General features: G+C 45.4%; 20 protein-coding genes. 4 read left to right on the top strand and 16 right to left on the bottom strand.

Annotated elements, in window-relative coordinates; genetic code table 11:
• The first annotated feature begins 561 nt into the window (after positions 1 to 561).
• From OQ267_RS13355 to OQ267_RS13345, 3 genes are read left to right on the top strand one after another with little or no spacing between them, the layout of a single operon-like run.
• Complete coding sequence (locus OQ267_RS13355) at positions 562 to 1710, top strand: di-heme oxidoredictase family protein (RefSeq protein WP_265836303.1); 1149 nt, start codon at positions 562 to 564, stop codon at positions 1708 to 1710.
• A 2-nt stretch (positions 1711 to 1712) separates the two neighbouring features.
• Positions 1713 to 2159, top strand: coding sequence for a ubiquinol-cytochrome c reductase iron-sulfur subunit (locus OQ267_RS13350; protein WP_090985871.1), 447 nt, complete (start codon positions 1713 to 1715; stop codon positions 2157 to 2159).
• Positions 2156 to 3382 carry a hypothetical protein gene (locus tag OQ267_RS13345; RefSeq protein ID WP_265836302.1) on the top strand — a complete coding sequence of 409 codons (1227 nt, stop codon included), beginning with the start codon at positions 2156 to 2158 and terminating at the stop codon, positions 3380 to 3382. Before OQ267_RS13350 ends, OQ267_RS13345 begins: the two co-directional genes overlap by 4 nt.
• A gap of 86 nt (positions 3383 to 3468) precedes the next feature.
• Here the strand turns inward: OQ267_RS13345 and OQ267_RS13340 are convergent, their stop codons facing one another.
• Positions 3469 to 4233, bottom strand: a complete 765-nt coding sequence (locus OQ267_RS13340; RefSeq protein WP_265836301.1) for a phosphatase PAP2 family protein — start codon at positions 4231 to 4233, stop codon at positions 3469 to 3471.
• 10 nt (positions 4234 to 4243) lie between these two features.
• Here OQ267_RS13340 and OQ267_RS13335 point away from each other — a divergent pair, with 10 nt between their 5' ends.
• The gene (locus OQ267_RS13335; protein ID WP_265836300.1) at positions 4244 to 4498 is read left to right on the top strand and encodes a hypothetical protein; all 255 of its coding nucleotides are present in this window, start codon (positions 4244 to 4246) and stop codon (positions 4496 to 4498) included.
• 242 nt (positions 4499 to 4740) lie between these two features.
• Here the strand turns inward: OQ267_RS13335 and OQ267_RS13330 are convergent, their stop codons facing one another.
• The 15 genes from OQ267_RS13330 to OQ267_RS13265 form a co-directional block, all read right to left on the bottom strand.
• The gene (locus OQ267_RS13330) at positions 4741 to 5433 is read right to left on the bottom strand and encodes a metal-dependent phosphohydrolase (RefSeq protein WP_265836299.1); all 693 of its coding nucleotides are present in this window, start codon (positions 5431 to 5433) and stop codon (positions 4741 to 4743) included.
• A gap of 7 nt (positions 5434 to 5440) precedes the next feature.
• Positions 5441 to 7390, bottom strand: a complete 1950-nt coding sequence (locus OQ267_RS13325) for an LTA synthase family protein (protein ID WP_265836298.1) — start codon at positions 7388 to 7390, stop codon at positions 5441 to 5443.
• A 3-nt stretch (positions 7391 to 7393) separates the two neighbouring features.
• Positions 7394 to 7741 carry a hypothetical protein gene (locus tag OQ267_RS13320; RefSeq protein WP_265836297.1) on the bottom strand — a complete coding sequence of 116 codons (348 nt, stop codon included), beginning with the start codon at positions 7739 to 7741 and terminating at the stop codon, positions 7394 to 7396.
• Positions 7741 to 7917 (bottom strand): hypothetical protein, encoded by a 177-nt coding sequence (locus OQ267_RS13315; RefSeq protein ID WP_167398035.1) that lies wholly within the window; start codon positions 7915 to 7917, stop codon positions 7741 to 7743. Before OQ267_RS13315 ends, OQ267_RS13320 begins: the two co-directional genes overlap by 1 nt.
• Positions 7918 to 7939: 22 nt before the next feature.
• The gene (locus OQ267_RS13310) at positions 7940 to 8626 is read right to left on the bottom strand and encodes a DUF1345 domain-containing protein (RefSeq protein ID WP_265836296.1); all 687 of its coding nucleotides are present in this window, start codon (positions 8624 to 8626) and stop codon (positions 7940 to 7942) included.
• A 9-nt stretch (positions 8627 to 8635) separates the two neighbouring features.
• Entirely contained in the window at positions 8636 to 9379 is a 744-nt protein-coding gene (locus OQ267_RS13305) for a ZIP family metal transporter (protein WP_265836295.1), read from the bottom strand.
• The gene (locus tag OQ267_RS13300) at positions 9369 to 9902 is read right to left on the bottom strand and encodes a divalent metal cation transporter (protein ID WP_265836294.1); all 534 of its coding nucleotides are present in this window, start codon (positions 9900 to 9902) and stop codon (positions 9369 to 9371) included. The genes OQ267_RS13305 and OQ267_RS13300 overlap by 11 nt, the downstream gene beginning before the upstream one ends.
• 3 nt (positions 9903 to 9905) lie before the next feature.
• Positions 9906 to 12098, bottom strand: a complete 2193-nt coding sequence (locus OQ267_RS13295; protein WP_265836293.1) for a heavy metal translocating P-type ATPase — start codon at positions 12096 to 12098, stop codon at positions 9906 to 9908.
• A 148-nt stretch (positions 12099 to 12246) separates the two neighbouring features.
• Complete coding sequence (locus OQ267_RS13290; RefSeq protein ID WP_265836292.1) at positions 12247 to 13479, bottom strand: efflux RND transporter periplasmic adaptor subunit; 1233 nt, start codon at positions 13477 to 13479, stop codon at positions 12247 to 12249.
• A 10-nt stretch (positions 13480 to 13489) separates the two neighbouring features.
• A complete protein-coding gene (locus OQ267_RS13285) occupies positions 13490 to 17872 on the bottom strand; it encodes a CusA/CzcA family heavy metal efflux RND transporter (RefSeq protein WP_265836291.1) in 4383 nt (1460 codons plus the stop codon).
• Positions 17873 to 17974: 102 nt separating this feature from the next.
• Entirely contained in the window at positions 17975 to 18295 is a 321-nt protein-coding gene (locus OQ267_RS22555; protein WP_410479178.1) for a DUF6660 family protein, read from the bottom strand.
• Between the two features lie 414 nt (positions 18296 to 18709).
• Positions 18710 to 20890: a TonB-dependent receptor gene (locus tag OQ267_RS13280; protein WP_265836290.1), complete on the bottom strand. Its 2181-nt coding sequence runs from the start codon at positions 20888 to 20890 to the stop codon at positions 18710 to 18712.
• Positions 20891 to 21393: 503 nt separating this feature from the next.
• Positions 21394 to 22131, bottom strand: a complete 738-nt coding sequence (locus OQ267_RS13275; RefSeq protein ID WP_265836289.1) for a metallophosphoesterase family protein — start codon at positions 22129 to 22131, stop codon at positions 21394 to 21396.
• Positions 22132 to 22158: 27 nt separating this feature from the next.
• Complete coding sequence (gene arsB, locus OQ267_RS13270) at positions 22159 to 23238, bottom strand: ACR3 family arsenite efflux transporter (RefSeq protein ID WP_265836288.1); 1080 nt, start codon at positions 23236 to 23238, stop codon at positions 22159 to 22161.
• Between the two features lie 3 nt (positions 23239 to 23241).
• Complete coding sequence (locus tag OQ267_RS13265) at positions 23242 to 23661, bottom strand: arsenate reductase ArsC (RefSeq protein ID WP_265836287.1); 420 nt, start codon at positions 23659 to 23661, stop codon at positions 23242 to 23244.

The following is a 23661-nucleotide window of genomic DNA, read 5'->3' as shown; positions in this document are numbered from 1 at the left end:
CTCATTGCACATCTTCCTTTAGTGAACGCTAGTTTCATTTAGTTCAATTACTATTTTTCTGAAAAATGCTAATCCCCACTGTATGGCGGCTATCGTGAATTGTTCACAAGACAATGACTGGAACTTTTTTCCGTTTTGCACCAGTTACCTTTGTCCCAGATTAAATAAAAAGCCCTCGTTTTCGCCTTCAATTACAAATACTATTTTATCTTTTAGAAATGCCTTTCTCGTATAGCGCTTTCACCCAACACGGTCAGATGGAAATCGGTTTCTAATTTTCAAAACGAAACGATTCGCAGCATTCTGCACCAAGCGTAAAAGTACTGCGAAGATATATTGTTCTTTAATCCGGTTCGGTTGAATGATCATCGCCTAAACACTCAAGTGTGAGACAGTGACAGAACTAAACAAAAAAAACGGCAGCTCTAAAATATGTTTTAGATAAATCTAAATTTATTTTTAGTCTTTTCTACTTTTATTATTAGATTTACAAAAAAATCAGATAACATGCAGAAAAAATCACCCATTGTCCTGCTTTCACTTATGAGCCTGGTTGCTATAATGGTGTCCTGTGCGAAGATAATCCCTTCTTCACCAAAAGAGGATGAAATTCTTGATGGCCCAGTGGAAGGACTCAGCTATGAACAGCTCAGACGTTTCTCTTTGGGAGATGCAGCCTTTAACAATGAGATATTTAGTCCTGCGAATGGCCTTGGGCCAGGCTTTGTTGCAACCAGCTGCGGAAGCTGCCATGCTGGAGACGGCAAAGGCCATCCTTTCACTACGCTGGTACGTTTCGGGCAGACCGATGAGACAGGCAATAAATTTTTAGACCAGGGAGGCCCACAACTGCAGAACAGGGCTATTCCGGGGTACAAACCCGAGCAAATCCCAGCAGGGGCCACCTTTTCAAAATTTACACCGCCTGCCAATACAGGCCTTGGCTTTCTCGAACTGGTAGCTGATGCAGATATACTAGCTATGGCTGACCCCCAGGATCTGGATAACGACGGCATTTCTGGTGTCCCAAACTACGCAGCACTTCCCGCATATGTTCAGGCCTTTAACAATGCTATTGCACTGAAGGGAAAATATATCCATCGTTTTGGAAAAAAGGCGGCAGCATATAACCTGCTCCACCAGACCGTGAATGCCTACAACCAGGATATCGGGATCACTTCAAGCTTTGATCCTGTGGATGCCTATACGCGGATGGTGATTGATCCTGAAATCCCCACACTTACAGTGAATAATGTGGTGTTTTATCTACAGACGCTAAAAGCGCCCATACAGCGTGATGCGGGGAATGCGGAAGTGGAAACTGGCAGAAAACTGTTCGAAAAGATCAATTGTTCAGGCTGTCACAAGCCTACCCTAAAAACAGGTTTTTCCCCGGTGGCTGCTCTGTCCAACAAAGAATTTCATCCCTATACCGACCTGTTGCTTCACGATATGGGACCTGGGTTGGACGATGGTTATACGGAAGGATCGGCAAAAACCTTCGAATGGAGGACCCCGCCCCTATGGGGACTGGGACTTTCGATGAATTCACAGGGGGGATCTTATCATCTGCTGCATGACGGAAGGGCAAAAAGCATTGAAGAGGCGGTAACCCTGCATGGCGGCGAGGCATCTGCAAGCCGCAACAGGTTCAACCAGCTTTCAGGGGCAGAAAAAAATGCCATGCTGAGATTTTTAGAATCACTATAGAAATGAAAAGAAAAGATTTTATAAAAGGCTGTGGAATGGCCTGCCTTGGAGGCCTTGGGATCACCACATTGATCAGTGGATGCAGCAGCCTGGTGCCGGCGACGGGCGAGATTGCAGGGGATAACCTGGTCGTAGAAATGAAGGACTTTGAGCTCAGACAGGGAAAAAATGTCCAGTTCAAAAGATACATTGTAGTCAGCAATGACCTGCTCCGATATCCCATCTGTATCTACCGGCATGATGAACTGAATTATTCTGCGCTGTGGATGCAGTGCACCCACCAGGGAACCGAACTCCAGGCTTTCGGCGACAGGCTTCAATGTCCGGCGCACGGAAGCGAGTTTGACAATAAGGGCAGAATGACCAATGGTCCGGCAGAAGCAAACTTAAGAACCTTCCCCATCACCATAGAAAAAACCAGGATCAAAATTTCACTGAAGGCCGTATGAAAAAACTCTTTACGCTAATCATATCTATTGGTATCGGTCAGATGGCTTTTGCCCAGATCGACCCGAAACTTTTAAGGGCCAAACCCAGTGATACCGCAAAAAACTCACTCAACATGGATGCAGTTTATGAACGGCCTTTTATTGCCGTGGGAAAACTTCCGGTGTCGGTGGGCGGGTATATGGAAGCCAACTGGCAGTATCAGGGTACCGACGGCGTCTCTGAAGGACAGCAGTTTCAGTTCCGAAGGATGACGCTATTTGTAGCCTCAACCATTTCCAAGCGCATCAAGTTTCTTTCCGAGATTGAATTTGAACCTGCTGAAAAAGAAATAGCGGTTGAATTTGCTGCGCTGGATCTGGAACTGCACCCCTTGCTTAATTTAAGGGGTGGAATGATATTAAATCCCATTGGTGCATTCAACCAGAACCATGACGGTCCTAAATGGGAATTCACCGACCGTCCGATCGCCATGACACAGATGCTGCCTGCAACCTTGAGCAGTGCAGGATTCGGGATTTATGGCAAAAACTATAGTGGTGACTGGATGCTGGGCTACGAGTTATATGCCACAAGCAGCTTTGACGATTCCATTATTGCAAACCCTGAAAACAGGACCTCCCTGGCTGCCTCAAAAAGGAATCCGGAAAGGTTTGAAGAAATTGCAAGCGGGCAGCCGCTTCTAACGGGAAAGGTTGCAGTACGAAAGAACAATATAGGCGAACTCGGCCTATCCTATATGGGAGGTGTTTACAATAAATGGCAGTCTGACGGGATCGTGATTGATGACAAACGTAGGCTAAATGTTTTTGCTATAGACTTTAACACCACACTTCCCAAACTTAAGACCTTCATCACCGCGGAGTGGGCATGGATCAAAGTCGATGTTTCCGACACCTATTCCCAGCAGTTCGGGAGCCGTCAGATGGGGGGATATATGGATATTGTTCAACCTGTGATCAAAAGAACGATCCTGGGCTGGCAGCATTCTGTTGTAAGTTTAGCCTGCAGGGTAGAATATGTGGACTGGAATGTGGGAAAGTTCAGGGAGACTGGCGGGAATATTGGTGATGAGCTTTTCAGCGTAATGACCGGCATCAGTTTTAGGCCAAGGCAACAGACTGTGCTGAGGTTTTCCTACCGAAAACAGTGGCAGAAGGATATCCTTGGAAACCCGGCTGCCAGAACAGGAGCAGTCCAGTTCGGTATATCAACCTATTTTTAATTCTGTCACTTATTTTAGATGGAATCCAAAGAGGATTTCCCGATGTATATCTGAGAGGCCACAGCAAACAGCATTTATCACCAAACTTAAAAGTAACAGATCATTGCTGCCCCAACAGCATTATGACCATTGCTGGGCAGCAAAACAGAACGTCCATTTTCGTTTGCGCTCAAGAGTTTCTTTATTTTCGGATATAACCAATATGATGCACGCGTTGAAAGGAACCCTATACCTGCCCCTGCAACAACATCACTCAGCCAATGTTTGTTATTGTACATGCGGTAATAGGCTGTTGCAACTGCGGCAGCATAACCCGAGATGGGATAGGCCAAAGACCTGGCTCCGTATTCCTGGCTTAGAAACTCAGCGGAAGCAAACGCTTCCGCGGTATGTCCGGAGGGAAAGGCATTGCTCGAGCCATCTGGCCTTGGTACTTTGGTAATCCTTTTCAGGGATTGACAGGATACGGTAAGAATGATATTGCTCAACAGGTAAATCCCCGCCTGGTCAATTGTCCGGTTTCGTCCCTTCAGACCTGCAGCACTAAGACCCAGAACCAGCGCTCCGGGGGCAAATTGGAGATAGTCATCCACACGGAACTTGCTGTGAGGGTGCTCAAGGGCAAATTCGTGACGTGCAGCGATGTCCAGATCACTCAGCCCATGGTTGCCAAGTTTTACAAATCCGTAAGCAATACCCGCTGAGGATGCAATCGCGGCAAAAGGGGACATTCTGATCTTAAATTGACTTCGGTGTTCACTCTTGTATTCTGCAGACATACCGGTATCTGATTTTAGGCTATCGGCTGAAACCTGGGCAAGGGATAATATGGGAACCAGGAGAGTTATCATTAATAAAAAGTTGCTAAATATTTTCATTTTTTTGCTGTTTAGCCATCCATTAGATGGGGATCGTTATCATTTTTCATTTTGTTTTTCCATTTTACATACCATTTTTTTTGGTGGTGGCTTAGCAGAAAATAAATTCCACAGGCAGCGGCTACGGCGATTACAAACATTTGAACTTGGCGGCTACGCCGATTCCCGCAGTGCGCCAGATCGCGGCGGCATTGGTCAATCCCTGCGAGCTATTGGGCCAGCTCGTTTTTATAGATAATACCAGCGCAGAGAAAACCAGTCCCAACGAGAATGTTGGCTATTCCATTATGAGGAGGAGGTATTCCCCATATGTTCACCGATTGCGGTAAAGAGGGCGGCACCCACACCGCAGCATAAGTACTTATTTCAGCCTTTCTTCCACACCTTTCCAGATCAGCCCCCTATGATGCCTCCTAGGATAAATGCGATAAGGAGCCTAAGAAGTATATTGCATTCATTGTGCATATCCATTTCTTCTTTTTAGTCTGATTTATTTTTTATGCGTTCCCTCACCAAATCGATATTATTTTGCTTTCCCTGCGAGAGCATAGACTTGCAATAAGGCGTAAAAAAACGGTGTGCAGATAGAAATGCAAGTGTTTTTTTATCCCAATAGCTTAGGTCCACACCTGCCCTTTTGTGCATTTCGCGCGCAACCTTTGCATCGGTTATGAGAAATTCCTCATTGCCCAGGTTATAGGTATCCGCATCACAGATAATTTCTTCAAGGATATTCTTAGGGCTATGCGGAATGGAGGTGGAGAGTATGCAGCGGCCAATGGCGGAAATGATATCCGGTGCAATCCCTTTATCTGAAAGAAACTCTTCCATCAGTCGCACGCTTCGATGCTCATGGCCGGCAGGAGGCCCAGTCAGCTGCCCGGTATCATGAAACCATGCGGCAGAGAAAAGTATGAATTCGTGAAGGTCATCCAGGCGAAAATTGGAAGCGATTTCCTGGGTCCTTTTGACCACAAGTCTGGTATGATCCAGATCGTGGTATGCCAGGTCAGTCTGCCAGTGCTCCTCAAAAAGATAGCTTACATAAGCTTGAACATCTCCAATAAGCATGCTGAAGATGTTTCTGCGCCTGCGCTTAAAAAAGTATTTACCTGTTAGCAGGATCACAGACCCCGCTAGCACACAGATCAATAATAACTGATAATAATTCATAATATTCTTATTTTTTTAATCCGCCTGTCCTAAAGAGATAATAGGCACTCTGATAATAAGAAATGGCTTCCCTTCCAAGTGTTAAGGAAGATTTCGCGGAGGTCTGTGTATTGGTTTTGAAATCATAAAGATAGCTCTGCGGGGGTTTCCTTGGACTGAGTACCACAAGGGTGTCGCTACGGAGATAACCGAGCTTTTGATAGGTCCCTAGCAAGATCCTTGGACGGTACCCGGCTGATCTAACATCCATACCGAAGTTATTGCTCTCAAAGTCCCATTTCAACAGGCCGAACAAGGTTGGATAGAGATCTATCTGTGAGCAAAGGCTGGGAATTATCGAAGGGGGCTGTCCATTGAGGTTGTATATCATCGCCGGGATATGGTAACGGGAGATATCAATCTCGTTCTTTCCCGCGCTTTCCGAGCAGTGATCGGCAACGAATATAAACACGGTATTGCTGAACCATGGCTTTTTCCGGACCTGTCTTAAAAATTCCCCAATGGCATAATCGGTATATTTTACTGCGCCCTCTCTTCCCGTACCTGGTGGGATATCTATCTTTCCTTTGGGATAGGTAAAGGGCCGATGGTTGGAAGTGGTCATGACAAAATCGTAGAAAGGCTTCTTTAACGAGTGCCTTTTATCCGCATCACGGATTACCGCAGCGAAAAGATCCCCGTCCGAAACGCCCCAGGCATTTTCAAAGCTCACTTCGCTATCGCTCAGGATGGTCCGCTTTCCCAGATAGGCATCGCCCATTGTAAGCTTCCTCCCCCTATCTGTTATGTCATAGCCATTGCTTCCGAAGAACTGGTTCATATTGTCAAAGTAACCGTCCCCGCCATAAAAAAAGCCTGTGGAATACCCACGTTTGGAAAAAATACTGCCTATTGTGCTCAGGTTTGCATTATTGCTCCTCCTTACAATACTATTCCCCGGTGTTGGCGGAACGGCGAGGGAAAGCGCCTCCATCCCTCGCACGGTACGGGTGCCTGTTGCATACATGCGCTCAAATAGGATGCTCTCTTTGGCCAGCGAATCCAGAACAGGTGTCAGTTTTTGTGTATTGCCAAAAGTGCCCATATAATCAGCGCTGAAACTCTCCATAACCACCATGATGACATTGGGTTCCGTCTGGCCATTACCGGCCAGAACCGATCTACGTACCGAAGGACCTTTGAAAATAAACCTGCTAGAGGGAGAGGAGAGTTCTTTTCTTACCAAATTGAAGGCAAGCTGATTTGTGAGCATCGGATAAAACTGATCGTAGCTAAGTTCATTCGCCTTGAAGGCCGCTACGAAAGAATATATCCCTGCTTTGGAAATTTCTGCAGCATAACGGTTACCGCTTTTATCCCCCCAGGAGTTATCTATCTCTATCGTATAGAATATTGCTGTCAGAATGATCAGGGCTGTATTTACCGATCGACGGGCAAAAGGTGTAGCAGACTCGAAGCTCTTCCTGAAAGCCCCCTTCATAAGATAGTTCCATAAAAAGGAGATGATTACAACAGCTGAAATCAAAAGCGGGAGCGGATAGGACTCGTTGATGTTGTGTACAACCTCATAAGTATAGACCAGATAATCTACTGCTATAAAGTTAAAACGGCTCTCAAATTCCCGCCAAAAAGTAAATTCTGCGAAAAAAGAAAATACCGAAATCAATACCATCAGAAAAAGAAGGATATGGGTAAACACCTTATTAAATCCAGTCCGGTTCCATTTTTGGGGAAGGATGAGCAGATAAAAGGCATAAAATACACTGAAATATGTGGTAACCCCAAGATCGAAGACGAATCCTTTAGCAAAGGCGGTGAGGATTTCTCCAAATCCCATCCCCGCCTTTCCGAGCGAAACCGCAGTAAAACTGATCCTCAGCATGGTCGAGACACAGATGAAGAAAAAGATAAAGGAATATAGTACACTATATCGGCTTTTCATAAAAATCTGCTTCATGGTTTATTTTTTAGATCCGGGGGTGTTGATAACAGAATCGTTGTTTTTTTCGTTGGTATCCTTGTTCCAATGTGAATTATAGAAATGTTTGGCTTTAAAATAAATGGCGAGTGCCAGCAGCAGCGCCAGTATCCAATAAAATACCATCAGGAAAACCGATTTCTTTGGCCCCTTGGCCTTTTTCTTTTTTGGAGCTGTTCCCCCACCCCTGGCAGCAGCAGGCCTGGGCCTGTTGTTTCTTTTGGTCTGCATTTTATTCAATGTTTTAAGATCGGTCAGGAGCCTTGTGGATACCTTTCCGCGGTTTGGATTATATTTTGTGTGATCAGGGGATAATCTTTGCACTGCCATTATCCCTCCAGGCTGATAAACCATTGCTGGGCCCTGTTGATGGCAACCTCAACAATATTGAGCTCGCTTACCTCTTTGGTAATTCTAAGTTCGTTGGCGATCTCGATCGCTTTTTCCCTTACCCTTGGGTCAAGGTCCTTCATCTCAAGTGGAAAATTTTCTGGTGTCCAGTCCATCGGTTTTTAGTTTTATATTAAATTATTTTTGGATCATGCCCGAGAGCACATTGATTGTCAGGGCAACTATTACTGTATTAAAGGCAAATGAAAGCACACCGTGCATCCATGCAAGCCTTCGGATCCGTTTGGAGGAGATTTCTACGTCAGATACCTGAAAAGTCATTCCAACCACGAAAGCGAAATAGACAAAATCCATATAATCGGGATCTTCTTCTCCCGGAAAGATCAGTCCTCCGGGCTTTTCTATTTTTCCTTTCTTCTCATGCTCGATGTCACAGTAATAGAAATGTGCATATCGCATAGTAAAGACGGTATGAACCAACCACCATGAGCTAACCACGCAGAGCAACGGAATAACGATAGTCATAAAAAGGCCCTGATCGGTCTTTTCCGAATTCTCACGCAAAAGGATAATAATGGAAAAAAGACTGGCGAATGCAGCGGCTATGGCGAAAAGAAAAATGAGCGTCCTGCTTGAATCCTGCGCATGGGCATCGTGTTTTATCTGACTGGGATGCGAGGAGTTAATGGTTGTCCATGCAAGCGCTATGCTGGTTGTTGCATAGCTTATCCATGTGACCATCCATCTGACAGATGCTTCCAGTTCCATAACATAGCAAATACCAAGGACGGCAAGAGCAACACCCAGGGAGAGGTAAAGTTTATGGTGCGCATCTAACTGACTGATTTTAGCGATAATATTCATCGGTTTAGATTAAATAATGAGCCCTAGAACCATAAACAGAAGAAATCCTAAGAAAAAAGCCGCGGTAAAAAATGGAGAATCCTTTTCTTCATGGGCTTCGACAAGAAGTTCCTCGGTAACTAAAAACAGTAAGGCTGCGCTACCAAATGAGAGCACAAGTTCCAGTACTTTTTCTCCTGTAAAATGCAGCATAAAAAAACCTCCCCCTGTTCCCAATAGAAAAACCAGGCCAAATAGCGAGAGCACCCTGATCAGCCTCCTTTTGGAATTTCCAAGCTTGGTCAGCCTGGTACCTACTGCAAGTCCCAGCGAAAGGCATTCCATCGCAAGTGCCAGTGCAAGCAGGGTTCCTTCTTTTGATCCCGCTGCAAATCCTATCCCTAAAAGAAGACCGTCCAAGAGCAGGTCAATGCCTACCGCGATAAGCATTCCCCAAGGCAACAGCTTGCTGTCGTTTGTTCCGCCCATTTTGAGCTCAAGCCTGGCGGTATACCATTTGATCAGAAGCATGGCCGAAATACCCAAGGTAAAACCTACAATGATGGCGGTTGTATCATGGATCCTGATCATATCAGGCAAAAGCTCGACTGCCACGACTGAAAAAACTACCCCTGCAGCAAAGTGGAGGATCGTACTCTGCACAGCAGCCGTGGGCTTTTTCCAGGTTACGATCATGCCACCGACTATAAGTAAGACGACCGGAAACGCTGCAAACAGTAATATGTTTAATGAAATAAGTTGTTTAGCCTGCATAATTCTTTCTTAAATAAAATCTATTGGCATGAAAGGAAAGGTACCCCAGGTTGAGGTCGAGGCATGTGCCGATAAGAATCTCCATGGGGATCAGGAACAGATATTTCAGCACTGAGCCAAATGTCGAGTAAGGCAGATAGATGATGAAGAATAGAGGTACTCCGGTAAAGAGCACACTAAAAACAATTGCATGAACGGCAGGAAATATGAGATGCTCCACAGCGTCCATATCAGCGATATCGGCACCAATGTTCAGGACGATTGCAGGTACGCTGAATATGATCAACAGGTACAATACCCATTTTGGATAGTGTTTCCTAAGCGTTGTGGTCAGCCTGATACGGTCGCAATCCTGGACTGCAGCCATCAGGGGGATCGTGATGATCACTGTCCAGAGTGCTGCCAGACCATATTTTGTACCGCCCTGTGAATAGGTGGAAATACCTGATGGGTCATCGTCACTCGCACCGGTAACGATGCCCGGCCCCAGGGCCTTCAGGAATTTTTTAACCTTTTTGAACATGTCTTATTTTTTCCTCTTTTTCGGTGCTTTTTTATTATGTCCGTTGTCGTAAGCAAGTAAGCGCAGCGCATTGAACACTACGACCAGCGTCGATCCCTCGTGGGCAATCACAGCCGGGCCAATAGATGCGATTCCAAGAATGGTCAGCGGAATAAGCGCTCCGACAACGCCGAGAGAGATCCAGAGGTTTTGCTTGATGATGCCCCTGGCTTTACGGCTAAGCCCGATGGCAAAGGGAAGGCTTTCCAGCTTATCGCCCATCAGTGCAATATCTGCTGTTTCCAGAGCAACATCAGATCCCGCAGCGCCCATAGCGATACCTACGGTACTTTTGGCCATGGCCGGGGCATCATTCACGCCGTCTCCCACCATCGCAACCATTTTTTCTGATTTGGCGAGTTTCTGTACTGCCTTGACTTTGTCTTCTGGCATAAGGTTGCCCCATGCCTCGGTTACACCGATCTGTTTGGCTACCGCTTCTGCAACCTGTTGGTTGTCCCCGGTGAGCATAATCATTTTTTTGATCCCCAGCTCTTCAAGTTCTTTAAGCACATGTTTTGCCTCTTCACGGGGAACATCCATAAGGGAAAGAATGCCGATGAAAGCTTTATCGACCCTGACAAGCATTGAAGTATGTCCGCCCTTTTCCAGCTCTTCAACCTGTTTGAGAATATCTTCGGGTATTCCATCCTTTTCAAAAAGGGCCTTGTTTCCAATGAATACTTTTTTACCGTTGACCTCAGCCTGAACACCTCTTCCGGTAATGCCTTTCACGTTATGTGCCTCAGGAACGGATTTTTTCTTCATCTTTTCGAGTGCGCCTTTTACAATTGCTTCGGCCAGCGGGTGGTCGCTGAGTTTTTCAACGGCAACAGCAATACCCATTAGTTCCTCTTCAGATATGTCGTTCAGTGGAATCACGTTTGTGAGCTGGGGTTTGCCTTCGGTAAGTGTTCCGGTCTTGTCGAACGCGATGGCGTTGAGTTCGCCCAGATCTTCCAGTGGCCGCCCTCCCTTTATAAGGACTCCGCCACGTGCAGCCCTTGCAATACCGCTAAGTACTGCGCTTGGGGTAGAAATCGCCAAAGCGCATGGGCTGGCAGCAACCAGTACGGACATCGCGCGGTAGAAACTTTTGCTAAACGGCTCATCAATAACCAGGAATGCAAAACATAGTGCGGTCACCAGAACCAGTACAACTGGAACGAAATACTTTTCGAACCTGTCGGTAAATAGCTGCGTTGGGGATTTTTGTTTTTCCGCCTCATTTACCATTTTGATCAGGCGTGAGATGGTAGAATCCTTGGCTTCCCTGATTACCTTAACCTCCAGAACCGAGGCTCCGTTGATTGTTCCGGCAAATACACGGAACTGGGGCTTGATGGTTTTTTCGGCAGAATAGTCCTTTGATGCGTCCGGTACGGGTGATTTATCCACTGGCACACTCTCACCCGTAATAGGAGCCTGGTTGACACTGCCCTCACCCTTTACAACCACTCCGTCTGCCGGAATCTTGCTGTTGGGCTTGATGATAATGACATCTCCAAGCTGAAGATCTTCGATGCGCACCTCAGATTCCTTGCCATCCCGGACAACCAGGGCTGTCGGGGGAGCCAGACTGGTAAGGGCCGCTATAGATTTTCTTGCCTTGCCCATCGCATAGTGTTCCATCGCATGTCCCAGACTGAACAGGAAGAGCAATAATGCGCCTTCGGCCCAGGAGCCCAGGATCGCTGCGCCGATTGCGGCGACCAGCATCAGAAAATCGATCTCAAAGCCACCTTTCAGTATAGTTTCAACTGCTTCCTTGGCCGTAAAGAAACCGCCAAAGAAATAGGCTGTTATGTAGAGTGCAAGACTTGCCCATTCAGGAACACCGTCTATGAAAGAAATTCCAAATCCTATCCCCAGCGCCGCGCCACAGATAAAGGCGAAGATCATTTCCGTATTCTTCCCGAAAATCCCGCCATGTTCATGATCATGACCTTCCTCTTCAGCATGGTCAAGATGAGCCTCTTTCTCCTTTTCAGCTTCTTTTCCCTTCCTGGATGGTTTTTCAGAAATAGGCTGTGAAGAAGTTTTGGTTTCTTCCTTTACCGGCTTCGCTTTTGTTTCTTTGGAATCTGAGCCTTCCTTCCGGACTACAGGCTTTTTGGCAGATGATTTGGTGTCGGATTTTTTCTTCTTGTTTTCCATATCGGGGTAAATTGATTTTTGTTGAATATTCAGGGCAACCGCTTTATCTGTATTCTCTGCCCGTTTGGGTTCACTTTTTTTAAAAAGATGCCTCCCTAACGAGGCACCTTTTATTCAATGTGTGTACTAAAAATTCTTTGTGGGGACTTTACTCTTCTTCGCTGTTCTTCATTTTTGACAGCAGATCATATGTACCTTTAAGTACAACCTTGCCTGTAAAATCCCGTCCCGAAGGCATAGTTACCTCTATATAACCGCCATCGGATATACCCGTTGTAACCTCTACCATTTCAAAATGATGGCCGGCCTCAGTGGCGCCCTCTTTGTTTCCGGATTCGTTTTTTGCTGGTTCCTTTGCCTTTTTGTCCGCCGAGTTCTGGACGAAAATGTATTTTTTGCCCTCAAAGTCTACAACCGCTGCAGAAGGCAAAGCCATTACCTGCACGGCACCTGTTTCGATGAAAGCCTTAAGGTAGGTGCCAGGGATAAACCCGGCGCTTCCCTGGGCAATAGCATGAACGGTCACGGTCTTATCGGCATTGATCTCACCGCCTACCAGCTGTACGACTGCAGTCCGTTGGGTAGAATCATTGGTGAGTGAAAAAAGCACCTTTTGTCCTTTTTTTACCTTCTGTGCATCTTTTTCGAAAACGTTGAGCTCAACGTGGAGATTCGAACTGTTTACGATCTCGAACATTGCATCATTGGGGGCCACAAATTTGCCCGTATTTACGTTAACCTTGGTTACATAGCCATTGATCGGCGAGTAGATATTTATCTGGCTACGGATATTGCCGGCGTTTAGCGAGGATGGATTGATATTGATCAGTTGAAGACGTTGCTTTAATGCATTTTCCCTTGCAAGATTTCCCAGATAAGCTGCTTTGGCCTGTTGGAGTGTTTTTTGAGCATTAACGTTTTGCTGGGCAAGGGTCTGTTGTCTTTTGTATTCAGAATCCGAAAGTTCAAGCTGGCTTTTGCTCTCCAGGTAATCCTGTTGCATCTGCACATATTCCTGATTCTGGAGTATGGCAATAACCTGACCTTTGCTCACCTTTGTCCCCTGTAACAGCGGGGTGGATTTTACAATACCGCCCATCTGGGTGGTAATGCTCACCAGGTTCTGTGGTGGCACGTCGATAAAGCCGTTTACTTTCAGCATACCGCTGAGTGCACGGAGCTCGGGACTTCCCAGCTCTACCCCTACGGACTTGAACTGTGACTGGCTGAGCTCTACTGAGTTGCTTTCCTCGGTGGCCGTGCTGTCTGCAGGGGCTTCTGTTCCAGCGCCATCTTTTTCCTTGCTGCCGCAGGAAGAAAGCACTACTGCCAGTGCCCCTATGTAAGATAATCGGCTGAGGGCTTTTAATATTTTTTTCATTTTTATATTGTTATTGACCTTTTAGGTACTGTAATGTGTATACTGATTGATTGTATTGGTTGATGGCCTCCAGATAGCTGAAGCGGATATCAGAGTAGGTACGCAGGGCCTGCAGATACTCTACATAGCCGATCTCCCCTGCCTGAAATGCAATCTGGGACTGCTTTAGGATCAGGTTGGCATTCGGCTGGGCACTGTTCTTATAATAGGCGATACTTCTGGAATTTTTCTGAAGGTCCTGGAAGGCCTGCTCATACCTTCCACGAAGATCTGTCTGGGAAAGGATAAAATCGCTTTCGGCTACCTGCTTATCTATCTTGGCGGCTTTTATCCTCGAGGAGAAAGGCTTAAAGAAAAGCGGTATGGAGATCCCGGCGGAAACCCCCTGAAAACGTTTTCCTCCATTAAAATAAAGATCCTGACCACCAACATTCTGTGCTCCGATAATGGACTGGTTGAAATAGCCGATACTGAAATCGGGGCCGGAGCGTGAGCGCTCGAGCCTTACCGTCTTGTCGGCAATATCTATCTGCTGGGCCTGCAGCGCAAGAATTGGATTTTCTGATGTAACGGTATCAGCCTGGTTAACATTCCAGACCACCTGGCCAAATTCTGCGTTCATGATACTGATCTGTTCCCTGGTATTCAGCAAACGCTTAAGTTCGGCGGTATAGGCAAGGATATCAGCTTCATTCTTGCTCATCTGGTTGCGAACCTCATTATACTGAGTTTCAGCGGTAGTTTTTTCAAGCAGGTTGGTCTCTCCTGCCTGGTACCTCAATGAGGCGGCCTTCAGAAAATTACTGTAAACACTGTCCTGGCTTTTGTAAAGCTTTTGAAGGGCAATGAAATAGCCCAACTGGGCGTAAACGCTTTTCACCTGATAGGAAAGTTCTCTCTGTGTTACCTGAAGGCCGATTTCGGCTCCCCTGATCTGCGCATCATACAAGTTGCGCTGACTTTTGAACAGCCCCGGATAGGGTATGTTCTGAGAAGCCGAAAAGTTATTGTCGCGTTTGATGGTATTCATCTGTCCGTACTGCACCTCAAAGCTGGTCTTCCCCAGATCTGTTGAGGAGCCCCTTAGCGCCTGTTGCCTGCCAATCTGCAGGGTGGAGGATTTCACAGCCTGGTTATTACTCAATGCTGTGCTCAAAGCCTGCTCAAGGCTCATACCCTTGGCGGGAACGGTCTGCGCCTGGGTCTGTCCCGATAAAATGAAAAGTCCAAAAAACACCGCTAGGGCAACTACAGTTGTTGGAAGGGCAGTTTTTTTGCTTTTCCAACCTTCAAAATAAGTATATAGCACTGGAAGTACGATTAAGGTTAATATGGTGGAGGTAATCAGTCCCCCGATTACTACGGTCGCTAACGGTTTCTGCACCTCAGCGCCTGCTGCACTGGATATTGCCATTGGAAGGAACCCGAGAGAGGCTACAGTTGCGGTCATCAGGACAGGTCTCAGACGGATAGCAGTTCCCTTGAGGACAATGTCCCTTATACTATATTTATCCATTTTTTTCAATCTGTTGAATTCGGTAATCAGTACGATTCCGTTGAGCACGGCTACCCCGAATAATGCAATAAATCCAACACCGGCGGAAATGCTGAAAGGCATTCCCCTTAGGATTAAAGCAAATATTCCGCCGATTGCGGCCATCGGAATAGCAGAAAAAATCAGTATCGACTGTTTTACAGATCCAAATGAGAAATACAGCAATAATAATATCAGTAAAAGTGCCACCGGAACGGCAATAGAGAGCCTTTGTGTCGCCTCTTTTAAGTTTTCGAACTGCCCTCCATAGGTAATGTAATATCCTGCGGGCATTTTGATCTGTTCGTTTATTTTCTGCTCAATCTCTGTTACTACACTCTGGATATCTCGCCCACGGACATTCAGCCCCACTATGATGCGCCGTTTGGTATCCTCACGTTGAATCTGGTTAGGACCAATCTTAAACTCTATGTCGGCAAGTTGGTCAAGTGGAACCTGATTGCCGTTCGGGGCAGTCACATAGACATTTTTAACATCGTCAATACCCTGGCGGTTCTGTTGGGAAAGGCGCACAATGATATCGTAACGCTGCTCTCCCTCGTATACCAGCCCCGCAGACTGTCCTGCAAAAGCAGTGTTGAGTGCCTGGTTAACCGTCCCTATGCTCAATCCATATTGTGCAATCCGGTCACGGTTGATCTTTACCACAATCTGTGGCAGACCGGTTGCCTGTTCCAGATAGAGATCTTTTGCACCCTCTACACCCGAAACAATTTTCCCGATCTTTTGGGAGATACTGGTGAGGGATTCGAGGTCATCTCCGAAAACTTTGATCCCAATATCCTGTCTAACTCCCGAGATAAGTTCATTTGAGCGTAATTGGATTGGTTGTGAAAAACCAAAACTAACGCCGGGAACTTCTTCAAGTGCCTTACTCATCATCTCGGCCAGTTCTTCCCTATCATGGGTAGTGGTCCAGTCTTTTTTATCTTTGAGTATTATGGTCAGATCACATGCTTCCATTGGCATGGGATCGGTAGGAATCTCGGCAGCACCAACCTTACCAATTACTTCTTTCACCTCAGGAAACTTTTCTACAAGGATTTTTGAAGCCTGATTTACCTTATCAATGGTCTGGGAAAGGGAACTGCCGGTAAGTAGCCTGGTTTCTACCGCAAAATCACCTTCCTCCAAGGTGGGAATGAATTCTCCCCCCATCCGGGTAAAGATAAAAACACTGATGGCCAGAAGAACAACCGATGATGCCACAACAATTACTCTTCTATTGAGTGCAGACTTGATCATTGGAGTGTAACGGCGCTGGAAAAAATCCATCATCCGATCTGAAAAATTCTTTTTGTGCGCAACTTTTTTGCTTAAGAAAAGCGAGGAAACCATAGGAACATAGGTCAGCGACAAAATAAAGGCCCCCAATATGGCAAAGGAAACTGTTTGTGCCATAGGACCGAACATCTTGCCTTCAATACCTACAAGGGCAAGGATGGGAAGATAAACGATCAGGATAATGATCTGTCCAAATGCAGCGGCACTCATCATGCGTACGGCGGACTTCTCAACCTGCTCATCCATTTCGGCTTGCGAGTAGGCGCGGCCAAGCTTATTCCCAGAGAGGATGTGCATTGTGGCTTCCACAATAATTACCGCCCCGTCGACGATAAGTCCGAAATCTATCGCGCCAAGACTCATCAGGTTTCCCGATACGCCAAAAAGGTTCATCAGGGAAATCGCAAAAAGCATAGCTAGCGGAATCACTGAGGCAACAACCAGCCCGGCCCTAAAATTCCCAAGAAAAAGAACCAGGACAAAAATAACAATCAGGGCGCCCTCAATCAGATTTTTGGCTACTGTGCCCATGGCACGATCAACAAGCGCACTTCTATCTAAAAACGGCTCAATGGTTACCCCCTTCGGTAGAGTTTTACTGATTCTGTCTATCTTAGCCTTTACCTGTTTTACCACGTTATTGGCATTTGCGCCTTTCAGCATCATTACTATACCGCCAACAGCCTCACCTTCTCCATCCTTTGTTGCACGGGTAAGTGCGCCATAACGGATGGAACTACCGATCTGTACGGTGGCGATATCGTGGATAAGCACCGGGATTCCGTTCGCATTGTTTTTGACAACGATCTTATTGATGTCATCAAGGTTGCCGACCAGGCCTTCGCTCCTGATAAAATACGCATTGGGCTTTTTGTCTATATATGCGCCCCCCGTGTTCTGGTTATTTTGTTCCAGGGCAGCGAAAACATCGCTGATGCTCAGGTTCAGGCTCCGCAGTTTATCGGGATCAAGCGCAATCTCATACTGTTTTAAAAGGCCACCGAAACTGTTGACCTCTGCAATGCCCGGCGTACCAAGGAGCTGTCTCCTAACGATCCAGTCCTGGATGCTGCGCAGCTCGCGTGCATTGAATTTCTTTTCGAATCCGGGCTTTGCATGGATCACATACTGGTATATCTCCCCAAGACCTGTTGATATGGGGGATATTTCCGGATTACCAAGTCCTGATGGGATGTTATTCTTGGCCTCGGCAAGCTTTTCGTTTACCTGTTGCCGCGCCCAGTAGATGTCAACATCATCATGGAATACGATGGTTACAACCGATAGTCCGAACCTTGAAATGGAGCGTACCTGCTCTATTTCAGGTATGGTGGACATGGTCTGTTCTACAGGATAGGAAATAAGCCTTTCTACCTCCTGGGTAGCAAGGGATGGGCTAAGGGTTATGACCTGAACCTGATTATTGGTGATATCGGGAACGGCATCAATGGGAAGTTGTCTCAGGGAATATACGCCCCATGCGATCAGCCCCAAAGTGAACAGGGCTATTACAAGCTTGTTCGCTATTGAAAACTGAATAATTTTTTTCAGCATTATTTGTTTAATTAAGTAAAAAATAAAAAAGCCAGATCAATGCACAGCGTAGCCTCGTATGGATTACGGGCAAAAACATAGCATCGAAATGAAGATCGATTTTTAACTTAATTTAGGCGGCTGCCAAACAGATAATGGTAAAGAGATAACCTCACCCATGTAAGCTTCATTATATTCTGAGCTTATTGGTTTTGAGATTACCACAAGAGGTGTTGAAGAAATAACTTCAGAAGTGGTGTTACAGCACGAGCAAACGCAGAACGGTGAACAGAAATCACTGCGTTCTTTTTCTGTAGAATGTGTTGTTATGCTTTTTTCAGTTAATGGTCCCCCCTGTGACTTACCCATGGCCAATACGTCAGCGCATGGAATGCAGCTGAGTATTACGATAATGAAGCAGAGAAACAAACTGGATATTTTCACTTTCAAAATTTTACCAAATATATAAATTTATTTAAGAACAATTTTTTTTAGTCCTGGTTTGAAAAAATTTAATACTTTTTAATAAAAATAAACATAGCCTACCGGTTTCAACCCATCATTCAAAAGTTTCACTACTTGAACAAGCAACCGGAAACCTCCTTTGCCCAAACCAAAAAACTTCATATAATCTGGGTAAAAGGGGAAGGAAGCTTTCATTTATTGATGAGACAAGTCCAGGGGTAACCTTCAACCTTACACAACTGACCTATCGGCCAGCATAGACTCTTCTGATGGAACATGGCTTTTAACCGCGATGACAGTTTCAAATCAGCCGGCCAGGGATTTTTTAAATATCAAATCCCTGGCCCGGCTAAAATGTGAATTAACTACACAGAAAGGTCAATTACCCCAGGTTTAAAGTTTGAATTTTATCCCTCCGTTTATCACAAACCCATCGACAGGAGCATAGATGTCCCTGAAAACAGGACTTGTAATGCTTCCTGTATATATCGAATCAAAGCTGGTCTGCCTGGTGTCCGTTAAATTCTCAAAATTCACAAAAATTGAAAACCGTTCCCAAAGCTTTTCTGCCATCAGACCGGCGGTCCAATAGCTTTTACCAGTGGCACCATCATTTAGCAACTGTTTGCTGAAATAGTATGCCTCTGCACCGATCTTCCACTTATCTTCAATCTCATACATCAGTACATTATTTAACCTGTGTTTTGAAACCAGCGGATAACTTGTACTGGTGCTTCCCGTGTGCTGGTTCACATCAGCTAGCGTATAACCTATAAAAAGTTTAAAATCACCATAGGTTACTTTGGCATTAGTTTCCATTCCTCTTGTATCTAAATTGCCTTTCGGTTGTACATAGGTGAGATTGCTACCACTAGAGGCCGTCAACAATATCGGGTTATTGATTCGGGTATAAAAAAACATCTGGTTGATGCTGAATCCTAGCTTTCCGCCAAACAGAGAGGTACGGTAGTTCACATCATAGTTGGCACCATAAGAGCGTTCCGCTTTTGTATTTGCCACATCCAAAGGCGCTACATCTCTGAACTGGATCCGCTCGGCATCTTCGGTAAATACTGTTGGCGCCTTATAACCTAAACCACCGCCTAAGCGGGTAGAAAAATGTTCATTGATCTTCCACAATCCGGAAATTCTTGGTAAGAAGAAAAATCCATATTCATTGTGGTAATCTCCCCTTACTCCTGATTCAAGACTAATTTTTTCAGATAGGTTCCAGGTGTTTTGTGCAAATGCTCCTATGGTATTATAATTGTAACTTCTGAGTGCATTGCTACTGTTCCGGTCTTCCTTAAAATTGTCGGTCAAAAAGTTTATCCCAAACACCCAGTCAGCTTTTCCGCCGTTACGGCTATAATTGGCCTCGCTATAAGTAGATACCTGAACGCCTGAAAACAGGTAATTTGGCAATCCGATACTCCGGTCGTAATAGCTCACTGAATTGCGGATAACCAGCTTTTCCTTTTCACTCAGTTTATGATCCAATTCAACCTGAGAACTGTAACGCCCGGTTTTATTCTCCTCAAAATAAGAATGGGCAGCACTGCCATTTCCCTTCACATATTCCAGGTCGCCACCGATCCGTTTTTCAGTTGTAGCGTTGATTCCTGCCGAAAGCGTAGTCGCATCATTGAAATAAAAAAATAACTTGGGGTTCAGGGTGAAACGGTCAAACTTGGGGATAGCCGTTAAGCCAACATCTGAAGGATCATAGGCCGTCCCTTTGTTATATGCACCGTAGACCGTGATACCTATTTTATCAAATTTCTGCCCATAAAAACCACTGGCATCCAACCCTAAAGCAGAAGTACCGTTCAAAAGAAAATTAAGCTGGCGCGCTTCCGTCGGTTTTTTAGAAACCAGATTTACCAGTCCAGCAATTGCTCCACCACCGTAAAGGGTGGACGATGAACCTTTGATCACCTCTACCTGCTGCAAATCCAATGGGGCAATCTGAAGCAGGCCCAATCCACCCGAGAAACCAGAGTATAACGGAAAACCGTCCCTAATGATCTGGGTATATTTTCCGTCCAGTCCCTGTATGCGGATACTGGAGTTTCCGCTGGTCGCAGAAGTCTGCTGGGTCTGGATTCCGGTACTTTCTGCCAGCATCATGCGGATGTCGCCAGGTTTCATATTTCCCTTTTCATCCAGTTCTTCCCCGGCGATGACCTCGACCCGTGTAGGAATATTATCAATGGTACGGCTGCTCCTTGTAGCTGATATCACTACATCCTCCAGGTCCTCGTCTTCTTCAGCGGCAGTAAGTAAAACAATCAAAACATTGGTTTCAATAAGGGGAAAGGTCAGCGTATCTGTTTTAGTCTGGTAGCCTACATAACTAAACTGAATGATCTGTTTACCTGAAGGTATTCCACTAATACTAGCAGTACCTGCACTATCTGATTTAGTGCCAATGGTCGTTCCAAGCACTTTTAATGTAGCTCCTGGAAGTACCTGATTTGTCTTTGCGTCTTTGATGACGGCTTTATATGTATTTTGGGCAAAGGCGGTAACTGTAGACAACAGTATAGCCAAGGCCACAATCGTTCTTTTCATAATGATCTTTAAATAATGATTTCGATAAATATGTCCGTTTAGGACAATAGGAAAATAAACTACGAAAGTTTGGGCGGCTGCCAGATGGAAATAGAAATAGCCTGGAGTTCAAGTGGAATATAAGCCGTATTGTGCTGAACAGGTAAGAGCTGGACCGCAAAAACAATCGTTGTACGTGTAGTGATGGTAAAGCCGATACAGTTACCGCAGACATAAAACGGTGAACAGCCTTTGCAGCAATTATCATTATGTTCACTGCAGGCATGTTTTTCCGCTTTATCGGTTTTGAGTGCATGGCTATCTTCTCGCGCTAAAGCACAGCATGGTACCGCGGTTAGCGTAAATATGATGAGAGATAAAACCAGGGCAATGAATTTCACGGTGTAAAAGTATAAAATTTACTGACACCCGCGCGGTTAATATCTGATATTACCGGTTGCAAAGCATGTAAATAAAGAATAAGAGCATGGTACCCTCAAATTTGATTGTCCAATTGATTGGGATTATTTTGCAAGCCTCAAAGCATCAGCAAATTCTTTGGGCAGGGGGCTGTTTATAATGGCTGTGGCGGATGCTTCCACATCGTATTCAACACGTCTGAATTCAATTTCGATACTATTTTTATCGGTTGAGGAACTGCCTTCATTTAAGTGGACTATAACGTAACAACCCCTTGGGTCACCGTCTTTAGGCTTTCCGGCGGATCCCAGGTTGATCACATGTTTGAACCGTCCATCGGGCGTTTCCAGGATTCTATGATAGGGTTTGTGCGAGTGCCCGACAAAAAGCAGATCTGCCTCAGCTTCTTTAAGCATTTCCAAAACATAGTCTGCATCTGTGTCTATCAGGATATATTCATCTATGCTCCTGGTACTGCCGTGTGCGAAAACAAGGTTTAGTTTTTCACCGTTCAGTTTATATTCTAACCTGATATGTGCCGGAAGTGTTGTCAGATATTCCCTGTTATCCTCACGAATCAGGTGATAAGCATATTTTTTGCCCGGTTCATTTAAACTTTCAGGAGTGGTAATGATATTTTCAACTTTTTCGTCATGGTTGCCTTTTAAGGTTGCAATCCCTCGTCTGCGGATTTCATCAATGACTTCATTGGGATAGATATGGTAGCCTACAAGATCCCCCAGGCAATATACGGCATCGGGCTTTTGGCTGTCCATATCTTGCAGCATGGCTTCAAAAGCGGGGAAATTGGCATGGACGTCAGAAAATAATGCAATTTTCATATCTGAAAAGGTGTTTAGAATTGTTTGTTAGTTAGTAGCCTCTGTTGTGGTATAATATCTTTTCCTGAACCAGAAGGCCAGGTTCACCAGGGCAATCAATGCAGGAACTTCCACCAAAGGCCCAATTACCCCGGCAAAGGCCTGTCCCGAATTGATTCCAAACACACCAATGGCAACGGCGATCGCCAGTTCAAAATTGTTCCCAGTGGCAGTAAAGGCAATAGAGGTACTTCTAGAATAATCTGCCCCGAAATACCTGCCTGCAAAAAAGCTGACGATGAACATGATAGAGAAATAGATCACCAGCGGTATGGCAATACGAACCACGTCCATTGGTATCTGTACGATCAGGTTACCTTTCAGGCTGAACATAATGACAATGGTAAACAGCAAAGCGATCAGGGTTATAGGAGATATAAATGGTATAAACCTTTTCTGGAACCAGTTTTCACCTTTGAGTTTGATCAGTGCATATCTGCTGATAACACCCATTGCAAATGGCAATCCTAAATAAATGCCCACGCTTTTTGCGATCTCGCCGATGGTTATATTTACCTCAAGGCTTTTCAGGCCAAAGAAAGGCGGCAATACGGTAATGAATATATAGGCAAACACGCTGTATAACAATACCTGGAAAATGCTGTTCAATGCGATCAGGCCAGCGGCATATTCGCGGTTACCTTCTGCCAGTTCGTTCCATACCACCACCATGGCGATACAACGGGCAAGACCGATCAGGATCAGGCCAACCATATATTCAGGATAGTCTCTTAAAAAAGTAATGGCCAGAAAGAACATCAACAAAGGGCCGATTACCCAGTTCAGTACCAGGGAAACGCTCAACACTTTGGTATCCTTAAATACTTCGCCCATCTTTTCATATTTTACTTTGGCAAGTGGCGGGTACATCATCAGAATCAGGCCGAGGGCCAATGGGATGTTGGTTGTACCGCTGGAAAAGGAATTGATAAAGCCGGAAGATGATGGGATAAAATAGCCGACACCAACCCCGATTGCCATTGCCATAAAGATCCATAGGGTCAGGTAACGGTCAAGAAATCCCAGTTTTTTTCGTTCTGCAACGGGGGCACAATTGTTTGCACTCATGGTTTATCTCTTTATATACTGGTTTACAAAATCTGCTGCATAGGCTTTGATCAGCTCGCGGACCCTTCTGAATTCGTCCATCACTTCTTCGGGGGTTCCTGTTGCCTTTGCAGGGTCAGGGAAATTCTGGTGGAAGCGGTCTACCTTGCCCGGAAAGAAAGGGCAGGCTTCATTCGCATTATCGCAAACGGTGATCACTGCATCAAAATCAATTCCGGCATATTCATCCACATTGTTCGAGGTATGCCCCGAAATATCGATATGATCTTCAGCCATGACTGCGATAGCTTTTGGATTTACGCCATGTGTTTCAATCCCTGCGCTGTAGATCTCTGCATTGTTTCCGGCAAAATGCCTTAAATAACCTTCTGCCAGCTGGCTTCTGCAGCTGTTTCCTGTACAGAGTACTAATATTTTTTTCAT

This window comes from Pedobacter sp. MR22-3, assembly GCF_026240075.1.
Lineage (GTDB): Bacteria > Bacteroidota > Bacteroidia > Sphingobacteriales > Sphingobacteriaceae > Pedobacter.
This window is presented reverse-complemented; position numbering and strand designations above follow the sequence as displayed.